The sequence below is a fragment of the Saccharopolyspora sp. NPDC049357 genome (genome assembly GCF_040677225.1).
Lineage (GTDB): Bacteria > Actinomycetota > Actinomycetes > Mycobacteriales > Pseudonocardiaceae > Saccharopolyspora.
The window spans coordinates 22,800-42,975 of record NZ_JBFAQJ010000054.1 but is presented as its reverse complement, the minus strand read 5'-3'; the positions used below and the strand labels follow the sequence as shown (position 1 = coordinate 42,975).

Genomic DNA, 20,176 nt, shown 5'->3' with positions numbered 1-20,176 from the left:
GACGACGGACAGGCCGAGCTCGGCCGCGCGGAAAGCGCAGGCGTAGCCGCCCGAACCGCCGCCGAGAATGACCAGATCGGCGGACGTGTCGGTCACTTCGCACTCCTCGACAGGGCGTCATTGACTTGCGGTTGGTCGCGTGACCTGGTGGTCATGCACACCACCAGCCATCTTGTCACCACCCGAGCGGCCGTTGCGCGGTGGGCTGGGTGATCTGTACTGCACTCACGACCCGGCGCCGCGCATTCTCAGCTCGTTTTCACACTCCGCACATGTTCGCGGTGGCAAAATCGAATGCAACCGGCCTGAATCGGGATTGGGGAGGGGAGTTCGGTGGGCTTATTCGACCGGTTCCGCAACCGCCGTCCCGGCACCGGACGACGCGCCACGTCCGCGGACACCGACCACCTCCGGAACTGGGCGGCGCAGCGCCGCGGTGTCGAGGGCTACCTCGAACCGCAGACGTTGGTCACCGAGACGACGCTGCTGCTCATCGCCCACGACGGGGAATGGACGCGTCGACGGATCGAGTCGCCTTCGGCGGCAGGGCGCTTCACCAGGCGGCTCGGCATCCCGCTCTACGAAGTCGCCAAGGTCGGATATCCGCAGCGGATGCGTGATCACCAGGCCCGGCAGCGCATTCTCCGCAGGCGCGCGCAGCGCGCCGCCGACGAACGGCCGTGAACGCGCGAGTCGCACTTCTCACCGATTCGCTGCGTGCACGGCCGCGCTGATGGCTGAATCGATTCGTCGGTGGATCAGTTCGCGACGCGCGTCGTCGGCGTGCACCGCACCGGGAACGTCACGGACTTGGCGATGTAGCAGAGCTCGTGGGCGCGCTCGTGGAGCGCCTCGGCGACGTCGACGGTCGCCAGGTCGCAGACGGTGACCTCCGGTGCCAGCTCGATCGCCTCGAACTGGCCGGTGCCGTCGGAGTTCTCGGCCAGGATGCCGCGCGCGTGGTCGTGGTAGCCGGTGACCACGACACCGGAGTCGGCGGCGAGGTGCAGGAACCAGAGCATGTGGCACTGCGACAGCGATGCGACCAGGAGTTCTTCCGGGTTGTAGCGGTCCGCGTCACCCAGGAACACCGGGTCGGCGGAAGCGTCGATGGAGTCCTTGCCGACGGCTCGCACCTCGTGGGTGCGCTCGTAGCTGTGGTAGGAGCTGGTGCCCTCGCCGGTGTTGCCGGTCCACACCACGTCGACCTGATAGCCGTGCCTGGTCGCGTTCAGCGTGGCCGGTTGCGATTCGGTCATAAACCCATCGTGACATCGGCGCACCCCGCAGTGGTGACCTTTTCGTGACTCGGATCACAAAGACGGTGTCCGGGTCACCCCGGGTTGAACTTCTGGTTCCGCATCGTGGGCGGTTCGCCGGTTCCGCCCGGAGCCGACCGGGGCTCCGAGCGGACCGGCGATGCGCGGGCTCAGCCGTTCTCGGCGATGTCGGCGAGCACCGCCGCGAGGGTCCGGACCGGGACACCGGTGCCGCCCTTGGGCGTGTAGCCCCACGGCGAGTTGGTGTTGTAGGCCGGGCCCGCGATGTCGATGTGCGCCCACTGCACGCCCTCGGCCACGAACTCCCGGAGGAAGATGCCCGCTGCGAGCATGCCGCCCCAGCGGTGGTTGGTGACGTTGGCCAGGTCGGCGAGCTTGGAGTCCAGGTCGGCGCGCAGCTCGTCCGGCAGCGGCATCGGCCAGCCGCCCTCGCCCACGGCCTGCGACAGCCTGGCGACCCGGTCGCGGAAGCCGTCCTCGCCCATCACGCCAGGGGTGCGGTTGCCCAGCGCGACGACCTGCGCGCCGGTCAGCGTGGAGGTCTCGATCAGGTAGTCGGGCTCGTCCTCGCAGGCGCGGACCATCGCGTCGACCAGGATCAGCCGACCCTCGGCATCGGTGTTGAGAACCTCGACGGTCTTGCCGCCGTACATCTTCAGCACGTCACCGGGGCGGTAGGCGGTGCCCGACGGCATGTTCTCGGCCATCGGCACGTTCGCGGTGATCTCCAGCGGGTAGTTCAGCTTCGCCGCCAGCACCATCGTCGCGATCACCGAAGCGGCACCGGACATGTCCGAGGTCATGTTCTCCATGCCGCCGCCCGGCTTCAGCGAGATGCCGCCGGTGTCGAAGGTGACGCCCTTGCCGACCAGCGCGACCTTCTTCGCCGCCTTCGGGCCCTTGTGGCGGAGGCGCACCAGGCGCGGCGGGCGCGATGAGCCCGCACCGACGCCGAGGATGCCGCCGAAGCCCTGCTTGCGCAGCGCAGCCTCGTCGAGGACCTCGACCTCCAGGCCGGCGGCCTTGGCCAGCTCGGCGGCGCGCTCGGCGAAGGAGGCCGGGAACAGGTCGTTCGGCGGGGTGTTGATCAGGTCGCGGGCGGTGTTGACCGCCTCGCCGATCGCGGAGCCGCCCTTGAGCGCGTGGGTGGCGGTGTCGGCCTTGGCGTCGGAGACCACGAAGTCCACCGCGGCCACCGGACCGTCACCGTTGCTCGACTTGTACTCGGTGAAGCCGTAGGCGCCCATGACCGTGCCCTGCACCGCGGCGGGCAGGTCGGCGGCGGGCAGCGTGGTCGCGGCGTGCTCCACGCCGGACAGCGCGCGGGCGGCGGCACCGGAGGCGCGGCGGACGGCCTCGGCGCTCGGGCCGTCCTCGCCGGTCTTGCCGAGACCGACGGCCAGCAGCACGGTCGCGGCCAAGCCGTGGGCGGGCAGCTTGACGACCTCATCGGCCTTCCCGCTCGCGCCCAGCGACGTCAGCACCTTGACCAGGTCGCCGTCGAAGGCGGTGGCGACCGGCTCTGCACCCGGTGCGAGCTGCAGGCCGTCGGCGCCGGAGACGGTGCCGATGACGAGCGCGTCCACGCTCAGCTTGGCCACCGCGGTGTCGGTGAGGGCGAGTTTCGGGGTCGTCACGTGGTCATCCTCCGGATCGGTGCCTTGGTTCTCCCAGAGCCTTCCCGCACTCTAGAACGCCGGGTCCACCGGTGATCGGCGTGTTCACCGTGGGCGTGGCGGGAGAGCAGTGGTCACATCCGTCATACGCTCACCGGCGGTCTCCCGCCATGACTCAGCCGACAGGAGGCTGAAGTGCCCGCACTCGTCTGCAAGGGTGGTTCGGTGACCCAACAGGTGGAAGCGGACAGCAGGTCGAGGACCGGCCGCGACGCGTTACCGCTCGCGCTCAGCGGCATGGTCGGCATCGGTGTGCTGCTCGGGCCCGCGCCCGCAGCGGCGGCGGCCGGACCGTGGGCGCCGCTGGGACTGCTGGTCGCGCTGCTGGCGGCGGTGTGCGCGGCCTCGGCCGTCGCCTACCAGTCCCGAGCCCGCAGCGGGCCCGGCGCGACCTACGCGTGCGTCCGCGAGCGGATGGGCCTGCTGCCCGCCCGCATCGGCGCCTCGGCCCACCTGGCCGCGCAGGTCGCCGCGATCGCCGCCATCGCCCGCGTGATCGGCGAGTTCTTCCTGCCTTCGGCCAGCGCGCTGGTGGCCGGGGCGGTGATCCTGCTCGTGGTGCTCTCGGCGACCACGGGGCTGCGCATCCGCGGTGCCGCGGCCTGGTCGTGGGTGGCGCTGAGCCTGGCGGTGATCGTGCTGGTGGTGGCGATCTGCTTCGCCATCGACCCGGTCGGAGGCGTTCCCGGTCACGTCGATCCCGGCGCTTCCAACGACAGCGCCGTGGGGATCATCGGTGCAGGTGGGGTGCTGTTCTTCGCGTTCGCCGGTTTCGAACGACTCGCCGCGCCCGCCGGGGACGGCGACCGCGCGCCCTGGGCGGCGACCCGCCGCGCGATCACGATCTCGCTGGTGGCGGTGACGGTGCTGCTGGCGGTGATGATCGCGGCCCTGACCTACCAGCTCGGATGGGAGCGGCTGGCGCTGTCGCCGATGCCGATCCGCGACGTGCTCACCGCCGCCGCTGCCGCCGACCTGGTGCCGCTGGTGTGCGTCGGGGCGGCGGTCGCGCTGCTGCCCGTGCTGCTGGGCGCGCTGGAATCGATGCGCTCGACGGGGCTTGCGATGGTGCGCGACGGTGAGCTGCCGCGAGTCCTGGGCCGCACCGGTCCGTCCGGAACGCCGTACCTGCTGGACCTGATCGCCGGGGTCGCTGCGGTGGTCGTCTCCCAGCTGATCGACCCGACCGCGTTGATGTCCTTCGCGGCCTGCGCGCTGCTCCTGCACTACGCTCTTGCCAACGCAGGCGCCCGTTTGCTGCTCTCCGATGGGCCCACTTGGCCCATGCGGGGTGCATGCCTTGGGATGGGTTTGTCGGTCGTGCTGGCGATGAGCATGCCGGTTTCTGCGATGCTGACAACGCTCGGAGTGGTTGTTGTCGGTCCTTTGCTGGCGGGAATCGTTTCGCGCCGGTGGAAATGAGGCGGTCATGCCCAACTCGATTGTGGACGAGATGACCTGGAATTCTCAGCGCTACCAGTGGTCCTCGGGCGACGAGGTGCTCTACAGCTTCTGGCGCCTGGACGGCTCGCTCGGGAACGTGCACCCGGCTCGCGTCGTCTCCGACGACGGCGAGGAGCTGCTGTGCTGGGTGCTGCCGGACACCCCGGTCCGGACCACGACCTCCCCGGACGGGCGGCATCCGCGTGAATTGCCGCTCGCGGAGCGGTTCTCCGGCCCGCGCGTGCCCGCCCTGTCGACCTGGCGCGGTACCTCGACGTTGCGCTTGGTCCACGAGAACCGGTGGTCGTCGGTCTGGTGGTTCTTCGAGCCGAGCGGCGAATTCCGGAACTGGTACGTCAATCTCGAAATCCCGCGCGGCCGGGACGAATGCGGCGTGCGGCGGGTCGACGGCGTCCTGGACGTGGAGGTCATGGCGGACGGCAGTTGGTCCTGGAAGGACGAGGACGAGCTCGACGACGCGCTGGCCGCAGGCCGTTTCAGCCACGCCGAACTGGCGAAGCTGCGCGCCGAAGGCGAGGAGATGATCTCCCTGGCCAAGGACGGCGCGTTCCCCTTCGACGGCACCTACTGCGACGCCCGCCCGGACCCGTCCTGGCCCGTGCCGAAGCTCCCCGCGCACCTGCTGGCGTAGTCAACCGGCGCAGCCGGTTCCTCTTCGCCCCACCCGCACCGCTCAGCAAGATGAGCGGGACCAGAAGAAGTCAGCTGATCGAGATGAACAGCAGAAGGGTGATCACCGCGACCAGGACGGTCGTTCCGACCACCGAGCCGGTGGTCACCTGCTGCGGGAACCACTGCTGGTGCTTGTTGCGCCACCAGAAGGCCCAGCCCGCGGCCCCGATCGCTGCGAGGACGATCCCGAAGATGCCGATCCAGGCGTAGCCGAGGGTGAGCAGCATGCCCGCGCCGAACGGCATCAGGGCGGCCAGCACACCTGCGCGGACGTCCTGCGGGACCGAGGTGGGCTGCGGCGCGGGGGTGTTCTGGGCCTGCGTCATGACCCCATCATATGTCGCGCGCGGCGGAGGGATCAGCAGAATCTCCGCGTCCGTTTGGCAACGGCCGGATACTTGGATGACCAACTGACGCCAAGCCGGTTTTCACTGCTCCAGCGCACGCGATACCGTACGCGCATGAACGGAGAACTGTCTTTCACCCGGACCCCCAACCCGCAACCGGCCTCAGCCGAGCGCCGCGCGGAGGTACTGGAGAATCCCGGGTTCGGCAAGTTCTTCACCGACCACATGGTGACGATCAAGTGGTCCGAGGACCAGGGCTGGCACGACGCCCGCCTGGAGGCTTACCACACGCTGGAGTTCGACCCGGCGACGTCGGTCCTGCACTACGCGCAGGCGATCTTCGAGGGGCTCAAGGCCTACCGCCAGCCCGATGGCTCGATCGCGGCGTTCCGCCCGGACGCCAACGCCCGCCGTTTCCGCAGCTCCGCGAACCGGATCGCGATGGCGGAGTTGCCCGAGGAGCTGTTCCTCGAATCGCTGCGCGAGCTGGTCGCGGTGGACCGCGACTGGGTGCCCAGCACTGGTGAGAGCTCGCTGTACCTGCGTCCCTTCATGGTCTCCACCGAGATCGGCCTGGGCGTCAACCACCCGTCGAAGACCTACCTGTATTCGCTGATCGCCTCGCCGGCAGGCTCCTACTTCGCCGGTGGCGTGAAGCCGGTGACGGTGTGGCTGAGCCACGAGTACGTGCGCGCCGCTCCCGGTGGCACCGGCGCGGCCAAGTTCGCCGGCAACTACGCGGCGTCGTTCCTGGCGCAGGCGCAGGCCGTGGAGCAGGGCTGCGACCAGGTGGTCTGGCTGGACGCCTGCGACCGGCACACGGTCGAGGAGATGGGCGGCATGAACCTGTTCTTCGTGTTCGGCTCCGGAGCCGACGCGAAGCTGGTGACCCCGGCGCTGAGCGGCAGCCTGCTGCCCGGCGTGACCCGGTCCTCGTTGCTGGAGCTGGGCAAGGAGCTCGGCATGCAGGTCGAGGAGCGCAAGATCACCGTCGAGGAGTGGGAGAAGGCGGCCACCACCGGCGAGCTCACCGAGGTCTTCGCCTGCGGCACCGCCGCGGTGATCACCCCGGTCGGCCACGTCAAGCACCGCGACGGAGAGTTCGGCATCGCCGACGGCCTGCCCGGTGAGGTCACCTTGAAGCTCCGCGAGCGCCTGACCGCGATCCAGTACGGCACGGTCGAGGACACCCACGGCTGGATGACCAAGCTCGGCTGAGCACCTGGTCCACCGACGCCCCTTGCGGTTGATCGCAGGGGGCGTCGTCGTGCCTAGAAGTCGAGGCGGGTGACCTTCTCCGGGTGCAGGACGATCCGGAACCAGGTCCCGGCGCGGAGTTCGGCGAGGTCGTTCGCGCGAGTCGGGTCGTTCAGGTCCCAGTAGCGGGCGGCGAGGCGTTCCACCAGCTCAGGCGCTCCGCCGGTCTCCACCGAGGTGCGGCCGGCGACGGACACCCAGCGTTCGCGCTCGGTCGCGGGTGCGGCGACCACGAGCGATGCCCTGGGATCCCGCCGCAGGCGCTCGACCTTGGGCGAGGCGGGGTCGGTGAACAGCTCGATCGTGCCCTCGGCGGTGGCCTCGAACCACACCGGCCGGGGTTGCGGCGGGGTCGGGCCCGCAGCCACCGACAGGAAGCCGTGCAGCGGGCGGCGGAGGAAGTCGAGGTCCCGGGCGTTCAGCGTGCTCATGCCGACGATTCAACCCCCCGGTCCTGGACGGATCCATGGGTGAGAAGCCGGATCACCTGCGTCATCGTCTAACGTCGGTGGTGTGGACGCCTTCGGTGACCTGTTCCGCGGGCTGCGGGCGCAGGGCTCGTTGTTCGGCAGCTCGACGCTGACCCCGCCGTGGTCGCTGCACTTCGTGGACGGAGCACCGCTGACCCTGTGCACCGTCCTCGACGGACAGGGCTGGATCGTGCCGGAGCAGGGCGAGCCCGAACCGCTGCGGGACCGCGACACCGTCGTGGTCCGCGGACCCGCGACGTTCACCTTCGTCGACGAGATCGGCACCTCGGCGGAACCGCTGGCGTGCGGCGAGTTCTGCGCGACTCCCGAGCTCGGCGGCACGCGGCACCGGCTCGGCTGGCACGACCCGGGCCAGGGGAGCGGAACGACGTTGATCGTCGGCGCCTACCCGCTGCGCGGCGAGATCAGCCGCCGGCTGCTGGAGGCCCTCCCGGTCGTGCTGCGCGTGGAGTCGGGCGGCACCGGCGACCCGGTGCTCGACCACCTCGCCGCCGAGGTGGCGGTGGACGCACCCGGCCAGCAGCTGGTGCTCGACCGGCTGCTGGACTGGATGCTCGTCTGCACGTTGCGCGAGTGGTTCGACCGGCCCGGCGGGGAACCTCCGGCCTGGTGGGAGGCCCAGCGGGACCCGGTCGCGGGGGAGGCGTTGCGGCTGCTGCACGCGGAACCGGCGACGTCGTGGACGGTGGCCGCGCTCGCCGGTCGCATCGGGGTGTCGCGCTCGACGTTGGCCAAGCGGTTCACCGATCTGGTCGGTGAACCGCCGCTGACATACCTCACCCGCTGGCGCATGACCCTCGCCGCGGATCTCCTGGCCGAGCGCGGCTCGGCGACCATCGGCGAGATCGCTCGCACCGTCGGTTACGCCGATCCCTTCACCTTCAGCACCGCCTTCAAGCGCATCCGCGGCACCACACCGAGCGCCCACCGACGCGCGACCTGAAGCGGTCGGCCGGTTCTGCCCGGTCTAGAACTGCCCGACGCCGAGCGTCGCACCGACCAGGACAACGGTCGTCGCGAGCTCCGAGGCCGCACCGAGGACGTCGCCGGTGATCCCGCCGAAGCGGCGGCGGACGTGCTGGGTGAACAGCAGCAGCACCCCCGCGGCGACGAGGACGGACACCGCCGCGGCCGAGCTGATCAGCGCGGCCGCCAGCGTCGCCGCGAGCCACCAGGCGATCACCAGCCACAGCGGCTGGCTCCCGGCGACCAGCGCGCCCATCCCCTCCGGGCGCGCCGACGGCAGTCCGCGCCGGCAGCACAGCACGAACGCCGCGCGCCCGGCGACGCAGGCCGGCACCAGCATCCACGGGGTCTGCGCGATCGCACCGATGCTGACGGCCTGCACGCCGATCACCAGGATCAGCGCGACCACCGCGAACGGCCCGGCGCCGCCGTCGCGCATCACCTGCAGCGCGCGTTCCGGAGGGCCGTAGCAGCCGAGGCCGTCGACGGTGTCGGCCAGCCCGTCCACGTGCATGCCCCGGGTGACCAGCACCAACAGCGCCACCACGAGCAGCCCCGCGAGCAGCGGGGGAGCGCCGAGCGAACTCAGCCCCCACAGCACCAGCGCCCCGGCGCCGCCGACGAGCGCCCCCACCAGCGGCGCGAAGGAGATCGCCTGCCGGCACGAGCGGTCGTCGACCTGCCTCGCGGGCACCGGCAGCACCGTCAGCCAGGACACCGCCAGTCGCAGACCGTCGGTCACGCCCCGGCCTCTCCGGCGACGCCGGCTTCGTCGAACGTGGCCATCTCGCCGAGCACCTTCACCGCGGCGGTCAGCACCGGCAGCGCCGTGAGCGCGCCGGAACCTTCGCCGAGCCGCAGCCGCATGTCCAGCACCGGCTCCAGGTCGAGGTGCTGGAGCACCAGCGGGCCGCCCGGTTCGGCGGACCGGTGCCCGGCCAGCCACCACTGCCGCGCCCCGGGCGCGAGCTCCTCGGCGACCAGCGCCGCCGCTCCGACGACGACTCCGTCGAGCATCACCGGGGTCTTGCGCACGGCGGCCTGCGCGAGGAAGCCCGCGAGAGCGGCGATGTCGGCGCCGGTGGAGGTGCGCAGCAGCGCGATCGGGTCGTTGTGCACCTTGCGGGCCCGGCGCAGCGCGTCGCGGATCGCCGCGGTCTTGCGCATCCACGCGCTGTCGTCGATGCCGGTGCCGCGGCCCACGACGGCGACCGGTTCGGTGCCGGTGAGCAGCGAGATCAGCACGGCCGCGGGAGTGGTGTTGCCGATGCCCATGTCCCCGGCGATGAGCAGGTCGGCCCCGGAGTCGACCTCCTCGTCGGCGATCGTCCGCCCGGCCTGGACGGCGGCCCGGACCTCCTCCACGGTCAGCGCGTCCTCTCGGTCGATCGCCCCGGAGCCGCGGCGCACCTTGTGCGCGCTGACCACCGGCGGGGTGTCGACGGTGACCGACATGTCCACCACGCGCACGGTCGCCCCGGCGTGCGAGGCCAGCACGTTGACAGCCGCGCCACCGGAGAGGAAGTTGCTGACCATCTGGCCGGTCACCTCGGGCGGGTAGGCCGACACGCCGTGCTGGGCGATGCCGTGGTCACCTGCGAAGACGACCACCCGGGCGCGCGCGGGCGGGTGCGGCGGGCACACGCCCTGCCGCGCGGCGAACCACACGCCGAGCTCTTCCAGCCGTCCCAGCGACCCGGCCGGCTTGGTCAACTGCGCCTGCCGCGCCACGGCTTCCCGGGATGCCTGCTCGTCGGGTGCGGGAACGGGCGGGAACTCGATCGTGCCGGGGTCGTTCTGTTCGGTGGGCAAGCGAAAACCTCCGTGTTGAAAAACCGCAGCTCAGCAAGGCCCTGAGCGGTCATCGGATCCGCAGCGGGCATCCGGCGACCAGCAGCAGCACCTCGTCGCACACCGCCGCCAACCGGGCGTTGAGCGAGCCGAGCTCGTCCCGGAACAGCCTTCCAGACCGCATCCCGGGCACGACGCCGAGGCCGACCTCCGCTGACACCAGCACGACGCGCGCGTCGCTCGCCGACACGGCCTCGACCAGCGCGTCGCAGTGCGTGGCGACGACCTCCAGCGCGGCCGGGTCGCGCTCCCAGGCCCCGGCGTCGTCGAGCACCCCGGTCAGCCAGGTGGCCAGATCATCCACCAGCACGGGGTCGCCTCCGGCGGCCTCGGCGAGAACTCGCCGCAGCGAATCGGAGTCCGGCACCTCCACGGTCCGCCAGCAGTCAGGCCGCCGCGCCACGTGCGCGGCGATCCGCTCGTTCCACTCGGCGTCCGAAGGATCCCGCCGCGCAGTGGCCACGTAGGTCACCGCAGCGTCCTCGGGCACCAACCCCTCGGCATGCGCCGACTTCCCGGACCGAGCCCCACCCAGCACCAACGTCCGCACGAAAACCTCCCGCTCAACAACCGCCGAGACCGTACCCGGAGGAGGGACCGCCCCAGCGCTCTGCCACGAGGTGGAGCCCTACTGCGCGGCGTCCCGGCTCGATCGCAGGAACGTGGCCTCGGTGTGCATGCACCGGGCCGAGGACGGCAGGCACCTCGTCCTCAGCCCGTGCGGGATCTGCCGCGAGCGCCTCGCCGGTCACGGCCCCGACGTGCTGGTGGCCGTCCTCGCGTCGTCGGACCCGACCGCGATCCGGTGGGTGACGCTGCGGGGGGCGCTACCGCACTACTGGGTCGCGGGCGCCTTCCCGGAGGAAGTGCCCGGCTGGGTCTGAACCGCGGCCGCCCGGCGGACGATCAGCCGATCTTGGCGATGTCCTTGGGGGTGTAGCGGGGGCGTGGGACGCGGAGCTTGCGGATCTGCATGGCTCGGGTGAAGGCGTACCAGCCCAGCGAGAACGGCCGGTCCTTGTGGTCCGGGAACTTCGCGCGGACCCGCTTGTTGACGTAGCGGCCCAGCAGCGAGCCCTCGACGACCATCATGATCAGCAGGGCCAGGCAGAACAGCGTCGCGTACTGCTGGATGACCATGTTCTGCGCCAGCGTCGTGGCGAAGACGATCAGCACCAGCGGCATGAACAGGCCCATCAGGTGCCTGCGGGTGTCGACCAGGTCGCGGACGTGGGCGCGGACCGGGCCCTTGTCGCGCGGCATCAGGTAGCGGTCGTCGCCCTGCATCATGCGCTCGCGGCGCTCGGTGGCGGCCTTGCGGCGCTCGTCCTTGTTGCCCCGGGCGCGCTTGACCGCCTCGCGCTGCGTCATCGGCGGCGGCGGGACCGGGCCGCGCCGCCTGCCCTCGGCATCGCGCCGCGAGGGCGTCGGCTTCCCCTTCTTGGGGGTGTGATTCTGCGCGCGCTCCTCCGCGGACTGCTCTGCGTCGTTCTCGGAGTCCGTGCTTGCGGTCTGCTCAGCGCTGCTGCGGCGAAGGAACCTCACCCCTCCAGGTTATTCGACGCGTCGAGCGGGCTTGCAGGAGACCGTCCGGTTCGTCCCGCGCCTACCACGTCACACCTGATCCGGCCGCGGTTATGCCACCATGTAGGGAGGAGACAACAACGTCCCCGGGTTCGCCCGCGGGAATACCCCGGATCCGGACGTGGTTGAACGTCACGCCGGAATCGGAGAGCGAGACCACGAGGGAGTGTCCATGACCGCCCCGAACACTGTTACCGAGACCGAGGCGCCTGCCCACGGTGTCAAGCTGACCGACTCTGCTGCCCAGAAGGCCAAGGCCCTGCTGGACCAGGAGGGCCGCGACGACATGCACCTGCGCATCGCCGTCCAGCCGGGTGGCTGCGCCGGTCTGCGCTACCAGCTCTTCTTCGACGAGCGCAGCCTCGACGGCGACGCGCGCCGCGACTTCGAGGGCCTCGGCGTGGTCGTCGACCGGATGAGCGCCCCGTACCTGGAGGGCGCGGTCATCGACTTCGTCGACTCCATCGAGAAGCAGGGCTTCACGATCGACAACCCCAACGCCGGCGGATCGTGCGCCTGCGGCGACTCGTTCCACTGACGACGAGCAACCCGTTCTGGCAGGAGGCCGGCACCCGCTCGGGTGCCGGCCTCGTTGCTGTTCAGGCCGTGCTGACGACGCGGACGATCTCGTCGTCGAGCACGATCTCGTCGCCGTCGACGAGCTGGCGGCCGCGGCGGGTCTCCACCGCGCCGTTGACCATGACCAGGCCCTCTTCCAGCATGTCCTTGGCTTCGGCACCGTGCTCGACCAGCCCGGACAGCTTCAGCAGCTGACCCAGCCGGATCATGTCGTCGGAGATCTCCACTTCGCGCATTGCCCCATTGTCTGCCGCCGCCCTCGATCGCGGCGTGGGGGCACGGCCGGTGGTCGTCGAGAGCGCTACTCTCGATTCTTCCGTCACCGTCCGTAGTGAATTGGAGGCGCGCTGTGTCAGTCGCAGTGACCGGAAGCATCGCCAGCGACCACCTGATGCACTTCCCCGGGAAGTTCACCGACCAGCTCGTCGCCGACAACCTGCAGCAGGTCTCGCTGAGCTTCCTCGTCGACGACCTGGTGGTGCGGCGGGGCGGTGCGGCGGCCAACATCGCCTTCGCGCTCGGAGTGCTCGGCAGGCGTCCGGTGCTGGTGGGAGCCGTGGGTGAGGACTTCGCCGACTACCGGTCGTGGCTGGAGCGCAACGGGGTCGACTGCGCGGGAGTGCACGTCTCGGAGTACGCCCACACCGCGCGGTTCGTGTGCACCACCGACCAGGCCTTCAACCAGATCGCCTCCTTCTACGCGGGGGCGATGACCGAGGCGCGCAACATCGAACTGGCTCCGGTGCTCGCCGCGCGCGACGTCGACCTGGTGCTGATCAGCCCGAACGACCCGAAGGCGATGCTGCGCCACGCCGACGAGTGCAGGCAGCGCGGCTACCGCTTCGCCAGCGACCCGTCGCAGCAGCTCGCGCGGCTGAGCGGCGAGGAGGTCCGGCGGATGGTCGAGGGCGCCGACTACCTGTTCACCAACCGCTACGAGTGGGGTCTGCTGCTGCAGAAGACCGGCTGGAGCGAGGATGACGTGCGGGCGGCGGTCGGCGTCCGCGTCACCACGCTCGGCGCCGACGGGGCGGAGATCGTCGAGCGCGACGGTCAGCGGCTGGAGGTGCCCGCCGTTCCGGAGATCGCCAGGGCCGACCCGACGGGAGTCGGTGACGGTTTCCGCGCCGGTTTCCTCGCCGCCGTCGAGACCGGGCTGTCGCTGGAGCGGGCCGCGCAGCTCGGCTCGCTGATCGCGGTGCACGTGCTCGAGGTGACCGGGACGCAGGAGTGGACCCTCGACCACGGCCGCGCCCGCAAGCGCTTCGCCGAGACCTACGGAGAGGACGCCGCGGCCGAGGTCGCCGCCGCGCTGCCGCTCGGATAGACCTCCCGCAATTTCTCGCTTCGCATTTCTTGCAAAAAATTGCGAAGTGTTATGGCTGGTAAATTGCTAGTTCCGTTGGCGTATTGACTTTACCTGCGCAAGAAAATGTGATCGTAGGCGTTCGCTCATCGCAGGCGATGCGAAGGAGAAGGTCAATGCGATTAACGGTGCTAGCGCTGGCCGCGACCGTGGTCGGCACCGCCCTGGTGCCCGCCGCGTTCGGCCAGGAACGCGCTCCGGCGCCGGCCGCCGCACCCGTGGCCGGGCCGATCATCCAGATGTTCCAGTGGCCGTGGGATTCGGTCGCGAATGAGTGCACCAACTTCCTGGGGCCGAAGGGATTCGGCGCGGTCCAGGTGTCGCCGCCGCAGGAGCACATCGTGCTCCCGGAGGCCGGTCACCCCTGGTACCAGGACTACCAGCCGGTCAGCTACCAGCTCGAAACCCGCCGCGGGAACCGCGAGCAGTTCGCCAACATGGTCAAGACCTGCAACGACGCCGGCGTGCAGATCTACGCCGACGCCGTGGTCAACCACATGGCCGGATCCGACGGCGACCACCCGGGTAGCGGGGGTTCCGAGTTCACCAAGTACGACTACCCCGGAACCTATTCGGACGCGGATTTCCACGACTGCCGCAGGGACATCTCCAACTACAACGACAAGTGGGAGGTCCGGAACTGCGAGCTCGTGGGGCTCGCCGACCTCAAGACCGAGAGCGACTGGGTCCGCCAGGCCGAGATCAAGTACCTCAACGACCTGATCAGCCTGGGCGTGTCCGGGTTCCGGGTCGACGGGGTCAAGCACATGCCGCCGGAGGACATCGGTGCGATCTTCGGCGGGCTCAACACCGTTCCCGGAACCGGCCAGAAGCCCTACGTGTTCCAGGAGGTCATCGCCGACTCCACCACCACGGCGGGGGAGTACGCCGGCAACGGTGACGTCACAGAGTTCGCCTACCAGGGCAAGGTCAGCGACGCCTTCAAGAACGGTTCGCTGGAGCAGCTCGACGGCTTCACCGACGAGATGCCGCTGCCTGCCGATCAGGCCGTGGTGTTCGTCGACAACCACGACACCCAGCGGAGTTCGCCGACGCTGACCTACAAGGACGGCACCGCATACGACCTGGCGGTCGGCTTCGAACTCGCCTACCCCTACGGCACGCCGCAGCTGATCTCGAGCTTCGCCTTCGACAACTCCGAGCAGGGCCCGCCCGCGGAGGCCGACGGCACGACCAAGCCCGCGAGCTGCGACGACCCCGCGTGGGTGTGCGAGCACCGGCGGCCGATCATCGCCGGGATGACCGGGTTCCACAACGCGGTCCAGGGCGCCCCGCTCACCGACTGGTGGGACAACGGCGGCGGTCAGATCGCGTTCGGCCGCCAGGACAAGGGCTTCGTGGCGATCAACCGCGAAGCAGGGGAGCTCGCGCAGACCTTCCAGACCTCGTTGCCCGCGGGCAGCTACTGCGACGTGATGTCCGGTGAGCTCTCGAACGGTTCCTGCACCGGCCAGACCGTCGAGGTCGGCGAGGACGGCAAGTTCACCGCGACGGTGGCCGCGAACTCCGGTGTCGCGCTGCACGCCGGAGCCAAGCTCGGCTGATCGACGCCCGGCACGTGGGCTGTTCGGATGCATTTGCCGAACTCCTGCGTGCCGGGCATATCCGAATTGATCTCATGTTCGTTGGGGGGTTGATCCCACATGGGCAGGAAGGGCGATTCGGATGCGACACAGGATCTGGGCGATAGGCGCGGCCGCGCTCATCGCGCTCGCGGCGGTACCGGCCTCCGCGACCGCTGACGAGCGGCGCGACGTGATGTTCGTCGGCAACAACTGGGACGGCACCGTCGACCTGCTCGACGCCGCCGACTTCGACAAGTACCAGCGCATCAACGTGGTCCCGGACCTCGAGCAGCGGCTGCGCGAGATGCCCCCGGACCAGCGCGCGGCCATGCTGATCATCCGCGAAACCGCGGGCGAGGGTCACGACCAGCTGGTCGACGACATCGCGGTCTCCCCGGACGGCAAGATCATGTACGTCTCGCGGCCCAGCCTCGGCGACGTGGCCGCCTACGAGATCGCCACCGGCGAGCAGGTCTGGCGCACCCCCGTCGAGGGCTACCGGTCCGACCACATGGCGCTGTCCCCGGACGGCACCGAACTGGCGGTCTCGGCGACCACCGCCAACATCGTGCAGCTGCTCAACCCCGCCGACGGCTCGGTCACCGGCGAATTCCCGACCGGCGACTTCCCGCACGAGAACCGCTACTCCGCAGACGGGAAGACGCTGTACAACGCCACCATCGGCCGCGTGGTCATGCCCGACGACCCGGCGCTGGACGGCCTCAAGGGCAAGCGGCAGCTGACCATCGTGGACACCGAGACCCAGCAGGTCCGCGACACCATCGACTTCGGCGTCGGCATCCGTCCGTTCCTGGTCACCCCCGACGGCAAGACGATGTACGCGCAGCTGTCGTTCCACAACGGCTTCGTCGAGTACAGCCTCGAGGAGAAGCGGGTCACCCGCACCGTGCACCTGCCGCTGTCCGAGGACGCGCAGCAGATGAAGCGCGAGGACTACCCGCTGGACTCCGCGCACCACGGCCTCAGCGCCAACGCCGACGGCACCAAGCTCTGCGACGCGGGCACGATCTCGGACTACGCGGCCATCGTGTCGGTCCCGTCGCTGACCACCGACGCCATCGTGCCGGTCGGCAAGAAGCCGTACTGGGCCGCGACCAGCCCGAACGGCCAGTACTGCTTCCTGTCCAACAGCGACAGCGACGACATCTCGGTGGTCGACTTCAACGGCACCAAGGAGACGGCCCGCATCCCCGTCGGAGACCACCCGCAACGAGTCCGCGGCTACGCGATCCCCACCTCCGTCCTGCACGGCTGAGCGCAGCGGGGGTGGGAGTGCCGGCTGACTTCCACCCCCACCCGCGAAACCAGCTGTCCTGCGGGAGGTTCCGCCATCGGTGGATGTTTCAGCTGGCGTCCGGGTCTTCGTCGGGTTCCCATCGGAGGAGGTCTCCCGGGGTGCAGTCGAGGGCCTGGCAGAGGGCTTCGAGGGTGGTGAAGCGGACCGCCTTGGCTCGGCCGTTCTTCAGGACGGCGAGGTTCGCCGGGGTGATGCCGACGCGCTCGGCGAGTTCGCCCACCGACATCTTGCGCTTGGCCAGCATGACGTCGATGTCGACCGCGATCGGCACTCAAATCACCTCGTCCAGCTCGGCCTGCATCTGCGTCGCCTCGTTGTCGCGGTCGACCGCCTGCGCCAGCAGCACGCGCAGCACCAGCACGATCAGCGCGACCCCCAGGATCGCCACGACCACGCCGCAGATCAGCAGTACGACGCCCGGGGCGACGGCCTCGCCCGGCGCCAGCAGGCAGGCTAGGGAGAACACGTCGAGCGCCGCCGCCACGATCGCACCGATGATGACGTGCACGTAGCGGAAAGCCGCGTGGGAGAACACGGTTCCGCGCCGCACCATCGTGACCAGACGCCACACGCAGACGACCACGACCTGGCAGGCCACCAGCCCGAGCACGATGATCACCAGCAGTGGCACCCGCAGGTAGGCGTACTGCGGGTTCAGCTCCTCCAGGTCGGCGTTGAGCAGCGGCACCATCACGGCCTGCACGAACAGCGACCCGGCCAGCAACATCACGAGCACGACTCGCAGCGCGAGCACCGCCAGCTTTCCCATCGCCACTCCTTCGATCGAACAACGATGAGAATCTATCGAAAAACGATAGTTTGTGGCAAGCAGGTAGTCACCGGGTGAGGATTGTGATCATGCGGTGGCGCGGTCACGCGGCTGGAACGCCAACGCTTTCCGCCGGGTCAGCTCTCCGGGTCGAGCAGGGCCTCCGCGACCGCGGTGATGTCCTCGGGCCGGACTCGGCAGCAGCCGCCGACGAGCATGGCGCCGGCTGCGCGCCACTGGCGGGCTTGTTGCGGGGACAGGCGGGGATCGCCGGTCCAGGCGTGGTGCTCGGCGTCCCACCCCTCGCCGCTGTTCGGGTAGGCGACGAGCGGCTTTTCCGTTGCCGCTCGGGCGATTTCGAGCGCGGGCAGGACGTCCTCGGGAGTCGAGCAGTTGATGCCGATCGCGTGGATCGCATCGGATTCGGCCAGGGCGAAGGCGTCGGCGAGGGGTTGGCCGGCGCGGGTGCGGTCGCCGTCGACGGTGAACGAGAGCCACGCGGGCACACCCAGGCCGGCGACGGCTTCGACCAGGACCTCGGCTTCCTCGACGTCCGGGATGGTCTCCAGCGCGAGGACGTCCGGGGCCGCATCGGCCAGCGTCTCCAAGCGCGGCAGGTGGAACTCCCGCAGCTCGTGCTTGGTCAGCCCGTAGTCGCCCCGGTATTCGGAGCCGTCGGCGAGGGTCGCGCCGTACGGACCGATGGAGGCGGCGACCCACCGGTGCTCGCCGGGCTCGACCTCACCGGCCAGCCGCGCCAGCTCGACGCTGCGGCGCAGCAGCCGCTCCGCACCGGAGCGGTCGAGACCGCGCTCGGCGAAGCCCTCGAACGACGCCTGGTAGCTGGCGGTGGTGGCGATGTCGGCGCCAGCCCGGTAGAACGCGGCGTGCGCGGCGACGATCTCCTCCGGGGCGTCGGTCAGCAGGCGTGCTGACCACAGCGCGTCGGCGAGCTCGTGCCCCATCGCCTCCAGCTCCGTGGCCAACCCGCCGTCGAGCACCAGCGGCCGATCGACCCTGAATCCCTGCATGCCGTCCAGGGTAGTGGTGTTCCAGAGCGCCGACCCCATTGAACCCGGCGTGGGGAGATCCAAATTTCGCGCGAAATTCGACGCGGAGACTTCGGACTCGAATTTCGCGCGAAATTCGAACGGGTCAGCCCTTCACGCTGCCCGCCGCCAACCCGGAGACCAGGAAGCGCTGCACGGCGTAGAACACGATCACCGCCGGAATCGCCACCAGCACCGACGCCGCCGCCAGGTGTCCCCACTCAGCCCGGTTCTGCTGGACGAAGACCTGCAACCCCACCGCGAGCGTCTTGGACTCGTCGGCGGCCGACAGGAACGCCGAGGCGAAGGCGACCTCGCTCCAGGCGACGATGAACGAGTAGAAGCCGGTCACCGCCAGACCTGGGCGGGCCAGCGGCAGCACCAGCCGCCAGAACACGCCGAGCGGCGAGAGCCCGTCGACCCGGCCGGCCTCGTCGATGTCGGCCGGGATCCCGTCGAAGTAGCCCTTGAGCATGAACGTGCAGAACGGGATCGCGGTGCTGCAGTAGACCAGCACCAGCCCGAGCGCGCTGCCCTGCAACCCCAGCGTGAGCAGGATGTTGTAGAGCGGCACGATCAGCACCGCGAACGGGAACATCTGCACGACCAGGAACGACAGCAGCAGCCAGTGCCTGCCGGGGAACCGGAACCGGCTCAGCGCGTAGGCGGTGGTCGCCGCCAGCAGCACGCCGAGCACGGTGGTCAGCGCCGCGATCAGCACCGAGTTGCCGAACCACGCCAGGAACGAGCCCTTCGCGCCGGTGAGCACGTCGGTGTAGTTGTCCAGGCTGGAGTCGTTGAACAGCGACGGCGTCGCCTCGATCGCCTTCGCGTCCGGCTTGAACGACACCACCACGACCCAGAACACCGGGAACACCGCGATCAGCGACGCCGCGCTCAGCGCGCCGTGCAACCCGATGCTCGCCAGGGTCGAGCGGCCGCCCCGGCCGCGCGGTTGCGCGGCGGCCGAGGACGCCCGCAGGGACGCTGCGTCGATGCTCATCAGAGATCCTCTCCCTGCCGCGCCATCGCGCGGCGGTAGATCGCGGCGAAGACCAGCAGCACCGACAGGATCAGCACGCCGTAGGTGGAGGCGATCGCGTAATCCCTGGTGGCGCCGGAGAAGAACCGCTCGAAGGCGTAGGTCACCAGAATCCGGGTGTGCGGGTTGTTGCCGGTGATCAGGTAGATGACCGGGAACATGTTGAACGTCCAGATCACCCCGAGCAGCACCACGCTGCTCGACACCGGGCGCAGCCCCGGCAGCGTCACGCTGACGAACCGCTGCCAGGGCGTGGCCCCGTCCATCTCGGCGGCCTCGTAGAGGTCCGACGGGATGGCCTGCAGCCCGCCGAGCAGGGCGACCATCATGAACGGCACGCCCAGCCACACGTTGACCACGATCACCGACACCAGCGCCAGGTCCGACTGCCCGAGCCACACCTGACCGGGCAGCCCCAGAGTCTCCAGCACCCAGTTGAGCAGGCCGTAGTCGGCGTTGAGCAGGTACCGCCAGGCGAAGGCGCTGATGAACACCGGCACCGCCCACGGCAGGATCAGCAGGACCCGGTACAGCCCGCGCCCGCGCATCCGCCGGTTGAGCAGCATCGCCAGGCCGAGCCCGATGCCGTAGTGGCAGACCACGCACGCGAAGGTCCAGATGACGGTGCGCACCAGCGTCGCCCAGAACGAGCCGAACGCCGCCGAACCGGACAGCACGTTGCGGTAGTTGTCCCACCCGACGAAGGAGTAGCGCGCCTCGCGGTCCAGGACCGGGTTGGCGATGTTGGTGTCGTTGATGTCGGTGAACCCGAAGTGCACGCCCTGCAGCAGCGGCAGCACGACCAGCAGCGCGAGGACGGCGACCACCGGCAGCACCATCGCGTAGCCGAACCAGTACCGGGCGAGGAAGTTCCGCATG

Annotated in this window: 24 protein-coding genes; 10 read left to right on the top strand and 14 right to left on the bottom strand. The window is 70.0% G+C overall.

The features are described 5' to 3' along the window. Positions 1-333: 333 nt before the first annotated feature. Entirely contained in the window at positions 334-684 is a 351-nt protein-coding gene (locus AB0J91_RS30060; RefSeq protein WP_363790523.1) for an oxidoreductase, read from the top strand. 74 nt (positions 685-758) lie between these two features. Here the strand turns inward: AB0J91_RS30060 and AB0J91_RS30055 are convergent, their stop codons facing one another. After that, the gene (locus AB0J91_RS30055; protein ID WP_363790525.1) at positions 759-1,259 is read right to left on the bottom strand and encodes an OsmC family protein; all 501 of its coding nucleotides are present in this window, start codon (positions 1,257-1,259) and stop codon (positions 759-761) included. Positions 1,260-1,429: 170 nt separating this feature from the next. Beyond that, positions 1,430-2,917 (bottom strand): leucyl aminopeptidase, encoded by a 1,488-nt coding sequence (locus tag AB0J91_RS30050; RefSeq protein WP_363875622.1) that lies wholly within the window; start codon positions 2,915-2,917, stop codon positions 1,430-1,432. Between the two features lie 204 nt (positions 2,918-3,121). Here AB0J91_RS30050 and AB0J91_RS30045 point away from each other — a divergent pair, with 204 nt between their 5' ends. Beyond that, positions 3,122-4,378, top strand: coding sequence for an amino acid permease (locus AB0J91_RS30045; RefSeq protein WP_363875619.1), 1,257 nt, complete (start codon positions 3,122-3,124; stop codon positions 4,376-4,378). A gap of 7 nt (positions 4,379-4,385) precedes the next feature. Continuing rightward, positions 4,386-5,051: a DUF402 domain-containing protein gene (locus AB0J91_RS30040; RefSeq protein ID WP_363790532.1), complete on the top strand. Its 666-nt coding sequence runs from the start codon at positions 4,386-4,388 to the stop codon at positions 5,049-5,051. Between the two features lie 70 nt (positions 5,052-5,121). Here the strand turns inward: AB0J91_RS30040 and AB0J91_RS30035 are convergent, their stop codons facing one another. Next, positions 5,122-5,418, bottom strand: coding sequence for a hypothetical protein (locus AB0J91_RS30035; RefSeq protein WP_363790534.1), 297 nt, complete (start codon positions 5,416-5,418; stop codon positions 5,122-5,124). 135 nt (positions 5,419-5,553) lie between these two features. Here AB0J91_RS30035 and AB0J91_RS30030 point away from each other — a divergent pair, with 135 nt between their 5' ends. Then, a complete protein-coding gene (locus tag AB0J91_RS30030) occupies positions 5,554-6,657 on the top strand; it encodes a branched-chain amino acid aminotransferase (RefSeq protein WP_363875616.1) in 1,104 nt (367 codons plus the stop codon). A 53-nt stretch (positions 6,658-6,710) separates the two neighbouring features. Here AB0J91_RS30030 and AB0J91_RS30025 read toward each other — a convergent pair whose 3' ends face one another. After that, the gene (locus AB0J91_RS30025; RefSeq protein WP_363875613.1) at positions 6,711-7,127 is read right to left on the bottom strand and encodes a pyridoxamine 5'-phosphate oxidase family protein; all 417 of its coding nucleotides are present in this window, start codon (positions 7,125-7,127) and stop codon (positions 6,711-6,713) included. An 82-nt stretch (positions 7,128-7,209) separates the two neighbouring features. On the opposite strand from AB0J91_RS30025, the gene AB0J91_RS30020 reads away from it, so the two are divergent. Beyond that, a complete protein-coding gene (locus AB0J91_RS30020; protein WP_363875610.1) occupies positions 7,210-8,130 on the top strand; it encodes an AraC family transcriptional regulator in 921 nt (306 codons plus the stop codon). A gap of 24 nt (positions 8,131-8,154) precedes the next feature. On the opposite strand, the gene cobS is transcribed toward AB0J91_RS30020, so the two are convergent. Genes cobS through cobU form a run of 3 tightly spaced genes read right to left on the bottom strand, consistent with a single transcriptional unit; the run spans position 8,155 to position 10,554 of the window. After that, positions 8,155-8,895, bottom strand: coding sequence for an adenosylcobinamide-GDP ribazoletransferase (gene cobS / locus AB0J91_RS30015; RefSeq protein WP_363875607.1), 741 nt, complete (start codon positions 8,893-8,895; stop codon positions 8,155-8,157). After that, a complete protein-coding gene (gene cobT, locus AB0J91_RS30010) occupies positions 8,892-9,965 on the bottom strand; it encodes a nicotinate-nucleotide--dimethylbenzimidazole phosphoribosyltransferase (protein ID WP_363875604.1) in 1,074 nt (357 codons plus the stop codon). Before cobT ends, cobS begins: the two co-directional genes overlap by 4 nt. Before the next feature lie 49 nt (positions 9,966-10,014). Further along, complete coding sequence (cobU, locus tag AB0J91_RS30005) at positions 10,015-10,554, bottom strand: bifunctional adenosylcobinamide kinase/adenosylcobinamide-phosphate guanylyltransferase (protein WP_363875601.1); 540 nt, start codon at positions 10,552-10,554, stop codon at positions 10,015-10,017. Between the two features lie 70 nt (positions 10,555-10,624). Between cobU and AB0J91_RS30000 the strand changes: the two genes are divergently transcribed. Next, positions 10,625-10,888 carry a hypothetical protein gene (locus AB0J91_RS30000; RefSeq protein ID WP_363875598.1) on the top strand — a complete coding sequence of 88 codons (264 nt, stop codon included), beginning with the start codon at positions 10,625-10,627 and terminating at the stop codon, positions 10,886-10,888. Between the two features lie 22 nt (positions 10,889-10,910). On the opposite strand, the gene AB0J91_RS29995 is transcribed toward AB0J91_RS30000, so the two are convergent. Then, on the bottom strand, positions 10,911-11,549 hold the full coding sequence (locus tag AB0J91_RS29995; protein WP_132620443.1) for a DUF3043 domain-containing protein: 639 nt from the start codon (positions 11,547-11,549) through the stop codon (positions 10,911-10,913). 211 nt (positions 11,550-11,760) lie between these two features. Between AB0J91_RS29995 and AB0J91_RS29990 the strand changes: the two genes are divergently transcribed. Next, entirely contained in the window at positions 11,761-12,126 is a 366-nt protein-coding gene (locus AB0J91_RS29990) for an iron-sulfur cluster assembly accessory protein (protein WP_363790553.1), read from the top strand. Between the two features lie 61 nt (positions 12,127-12,187). On the opposite strand, the gene AB0J91_RS29985 is transcribed toward AB0J91_RS29990, so the two are convergent. Next, entirely contained in the window at positions 12,188-12,403 is a 216-nt protein-coding gene (locus tag AB0J91_RS29985) for an RNA-binding S4 domain-containing protein (RefSeq protein ID WP_363875595.1), read from the bottom strand. 155 nt (positions 12,404-12,558) lie between these two features. On the opposite strand from AB0J91_RS29985, the gene AB0J91_RS29980 reads away from it, so the two are divergent. The 3 genes from AB0J91_RS29980 to AB0J91_RS29970 all read left to right on the top strand — a co-directional run bounded on the left by AB0J91_RS29980 (position 12,559) and on the right by AB0J91_RS29970 (position 16,395). After that, positions 12,559-13,494, top strand: coding sequence for a carbohydrate kinase family protein (locus AB0J91_RS29980; RefSeq protein ID WP_363875628.1), 936 nt, complete (start codon positions 12,559-12,561; stop codon positions 13,492-13,494). Positions 13,495-13,649: 155 nt separating this feature from the next. Then, positions 13,650-15,098 (top strand): alpha-amylase family protein, encoded by a 1,449-nt coding sequence (locus AB0J91_RS29975; RefSeq protein WP_363875592.1) that lies wholly within the window; start codon positions 13,650-13,652, stop codon positions 15,096-15,098. A gap of 121 nt (positions 15,099-15,219) precedes the next feature. Continuing rightward, positions 15,220-16,395: a serine/threonine protein kinase gene (locus AB0J91_RS29970; protein WP_363875589.1), complete on the top strand. Its 1,176-nt coding sequence runs from the start codon at positions 15,220-15,222 to the stop codon at positions 16,393-16,395. An 88-nt stretch (positions 16,396-16,483) separates the two neighbouring features. Here the strand turns inward: AB0J91_RS29970 and AB0J91_RS29965 are convergent, their stop codons facing one another. From AB0J91_RS29965 to AB0J91_RS29945, 5 genes are all read right to left on the bottom strand, one after another. Further along, entirely contained in the window at positions 16,484-16,708 is a 225-nt protein-coding gene (locus AB0J91_RS29965) for a helix-turn-helix transcriptional regulator (RefSeq protein ID WP_363875586.1), read from the bottom strand. Next, positions 16,709-17,206 carry a DUF2975 domain-containing protein gene (locus AB0J91_RS29960; protein ID WP_363875584.1) on the bottom strand — a complete coding sequence of 166 codons (498 nt, stop codon included), beginning with the start codon at positions 17,204-17,206 and terminating at the stop codon, positions 16,709-16,711. Between the two features lie 137 nt (positions 17,207-17,343). Then, entirely contained in the window at positions 17,344-18,237 is an 894-nt protein-coding gene (mmuM, locus tag AB0J91_RS29955; protein ID WP_363875581.1) for a homocysteine S-methyltransferase, read from the bottom strand. A 124-nt stretch (positions 18,238-18,361) separates the two neighbouring features. Continuing rightward, on the bottom strand, positions 18,362-19,258 hold the full coding sequence (locus AB0J91_RS29950) for a carbohydrate ABC transporter permease (protein ID WP_363875578.1): 897 nt from the start codon (positions 19,256-19,258) through the stop codon (positions 18,362-18,364). Beyond that, positions 19,258-20,175, bottom strand: a complete 918-nt coding sequence (locus tag AB0J91_RS29945) for a sugar ABC transporter permease (RefSeq protein ID WP_363875575.1) — start codon at positions 20,173-20,175, stop codon at positions 19,258-19,260. The genes AB0J91_RS29950 and AB0J91_RS29945 overlap by 1 nt, the downstream gene beginning before the upstream one ends. Position 20,176 lies beyond the last annotated feature (1 nt).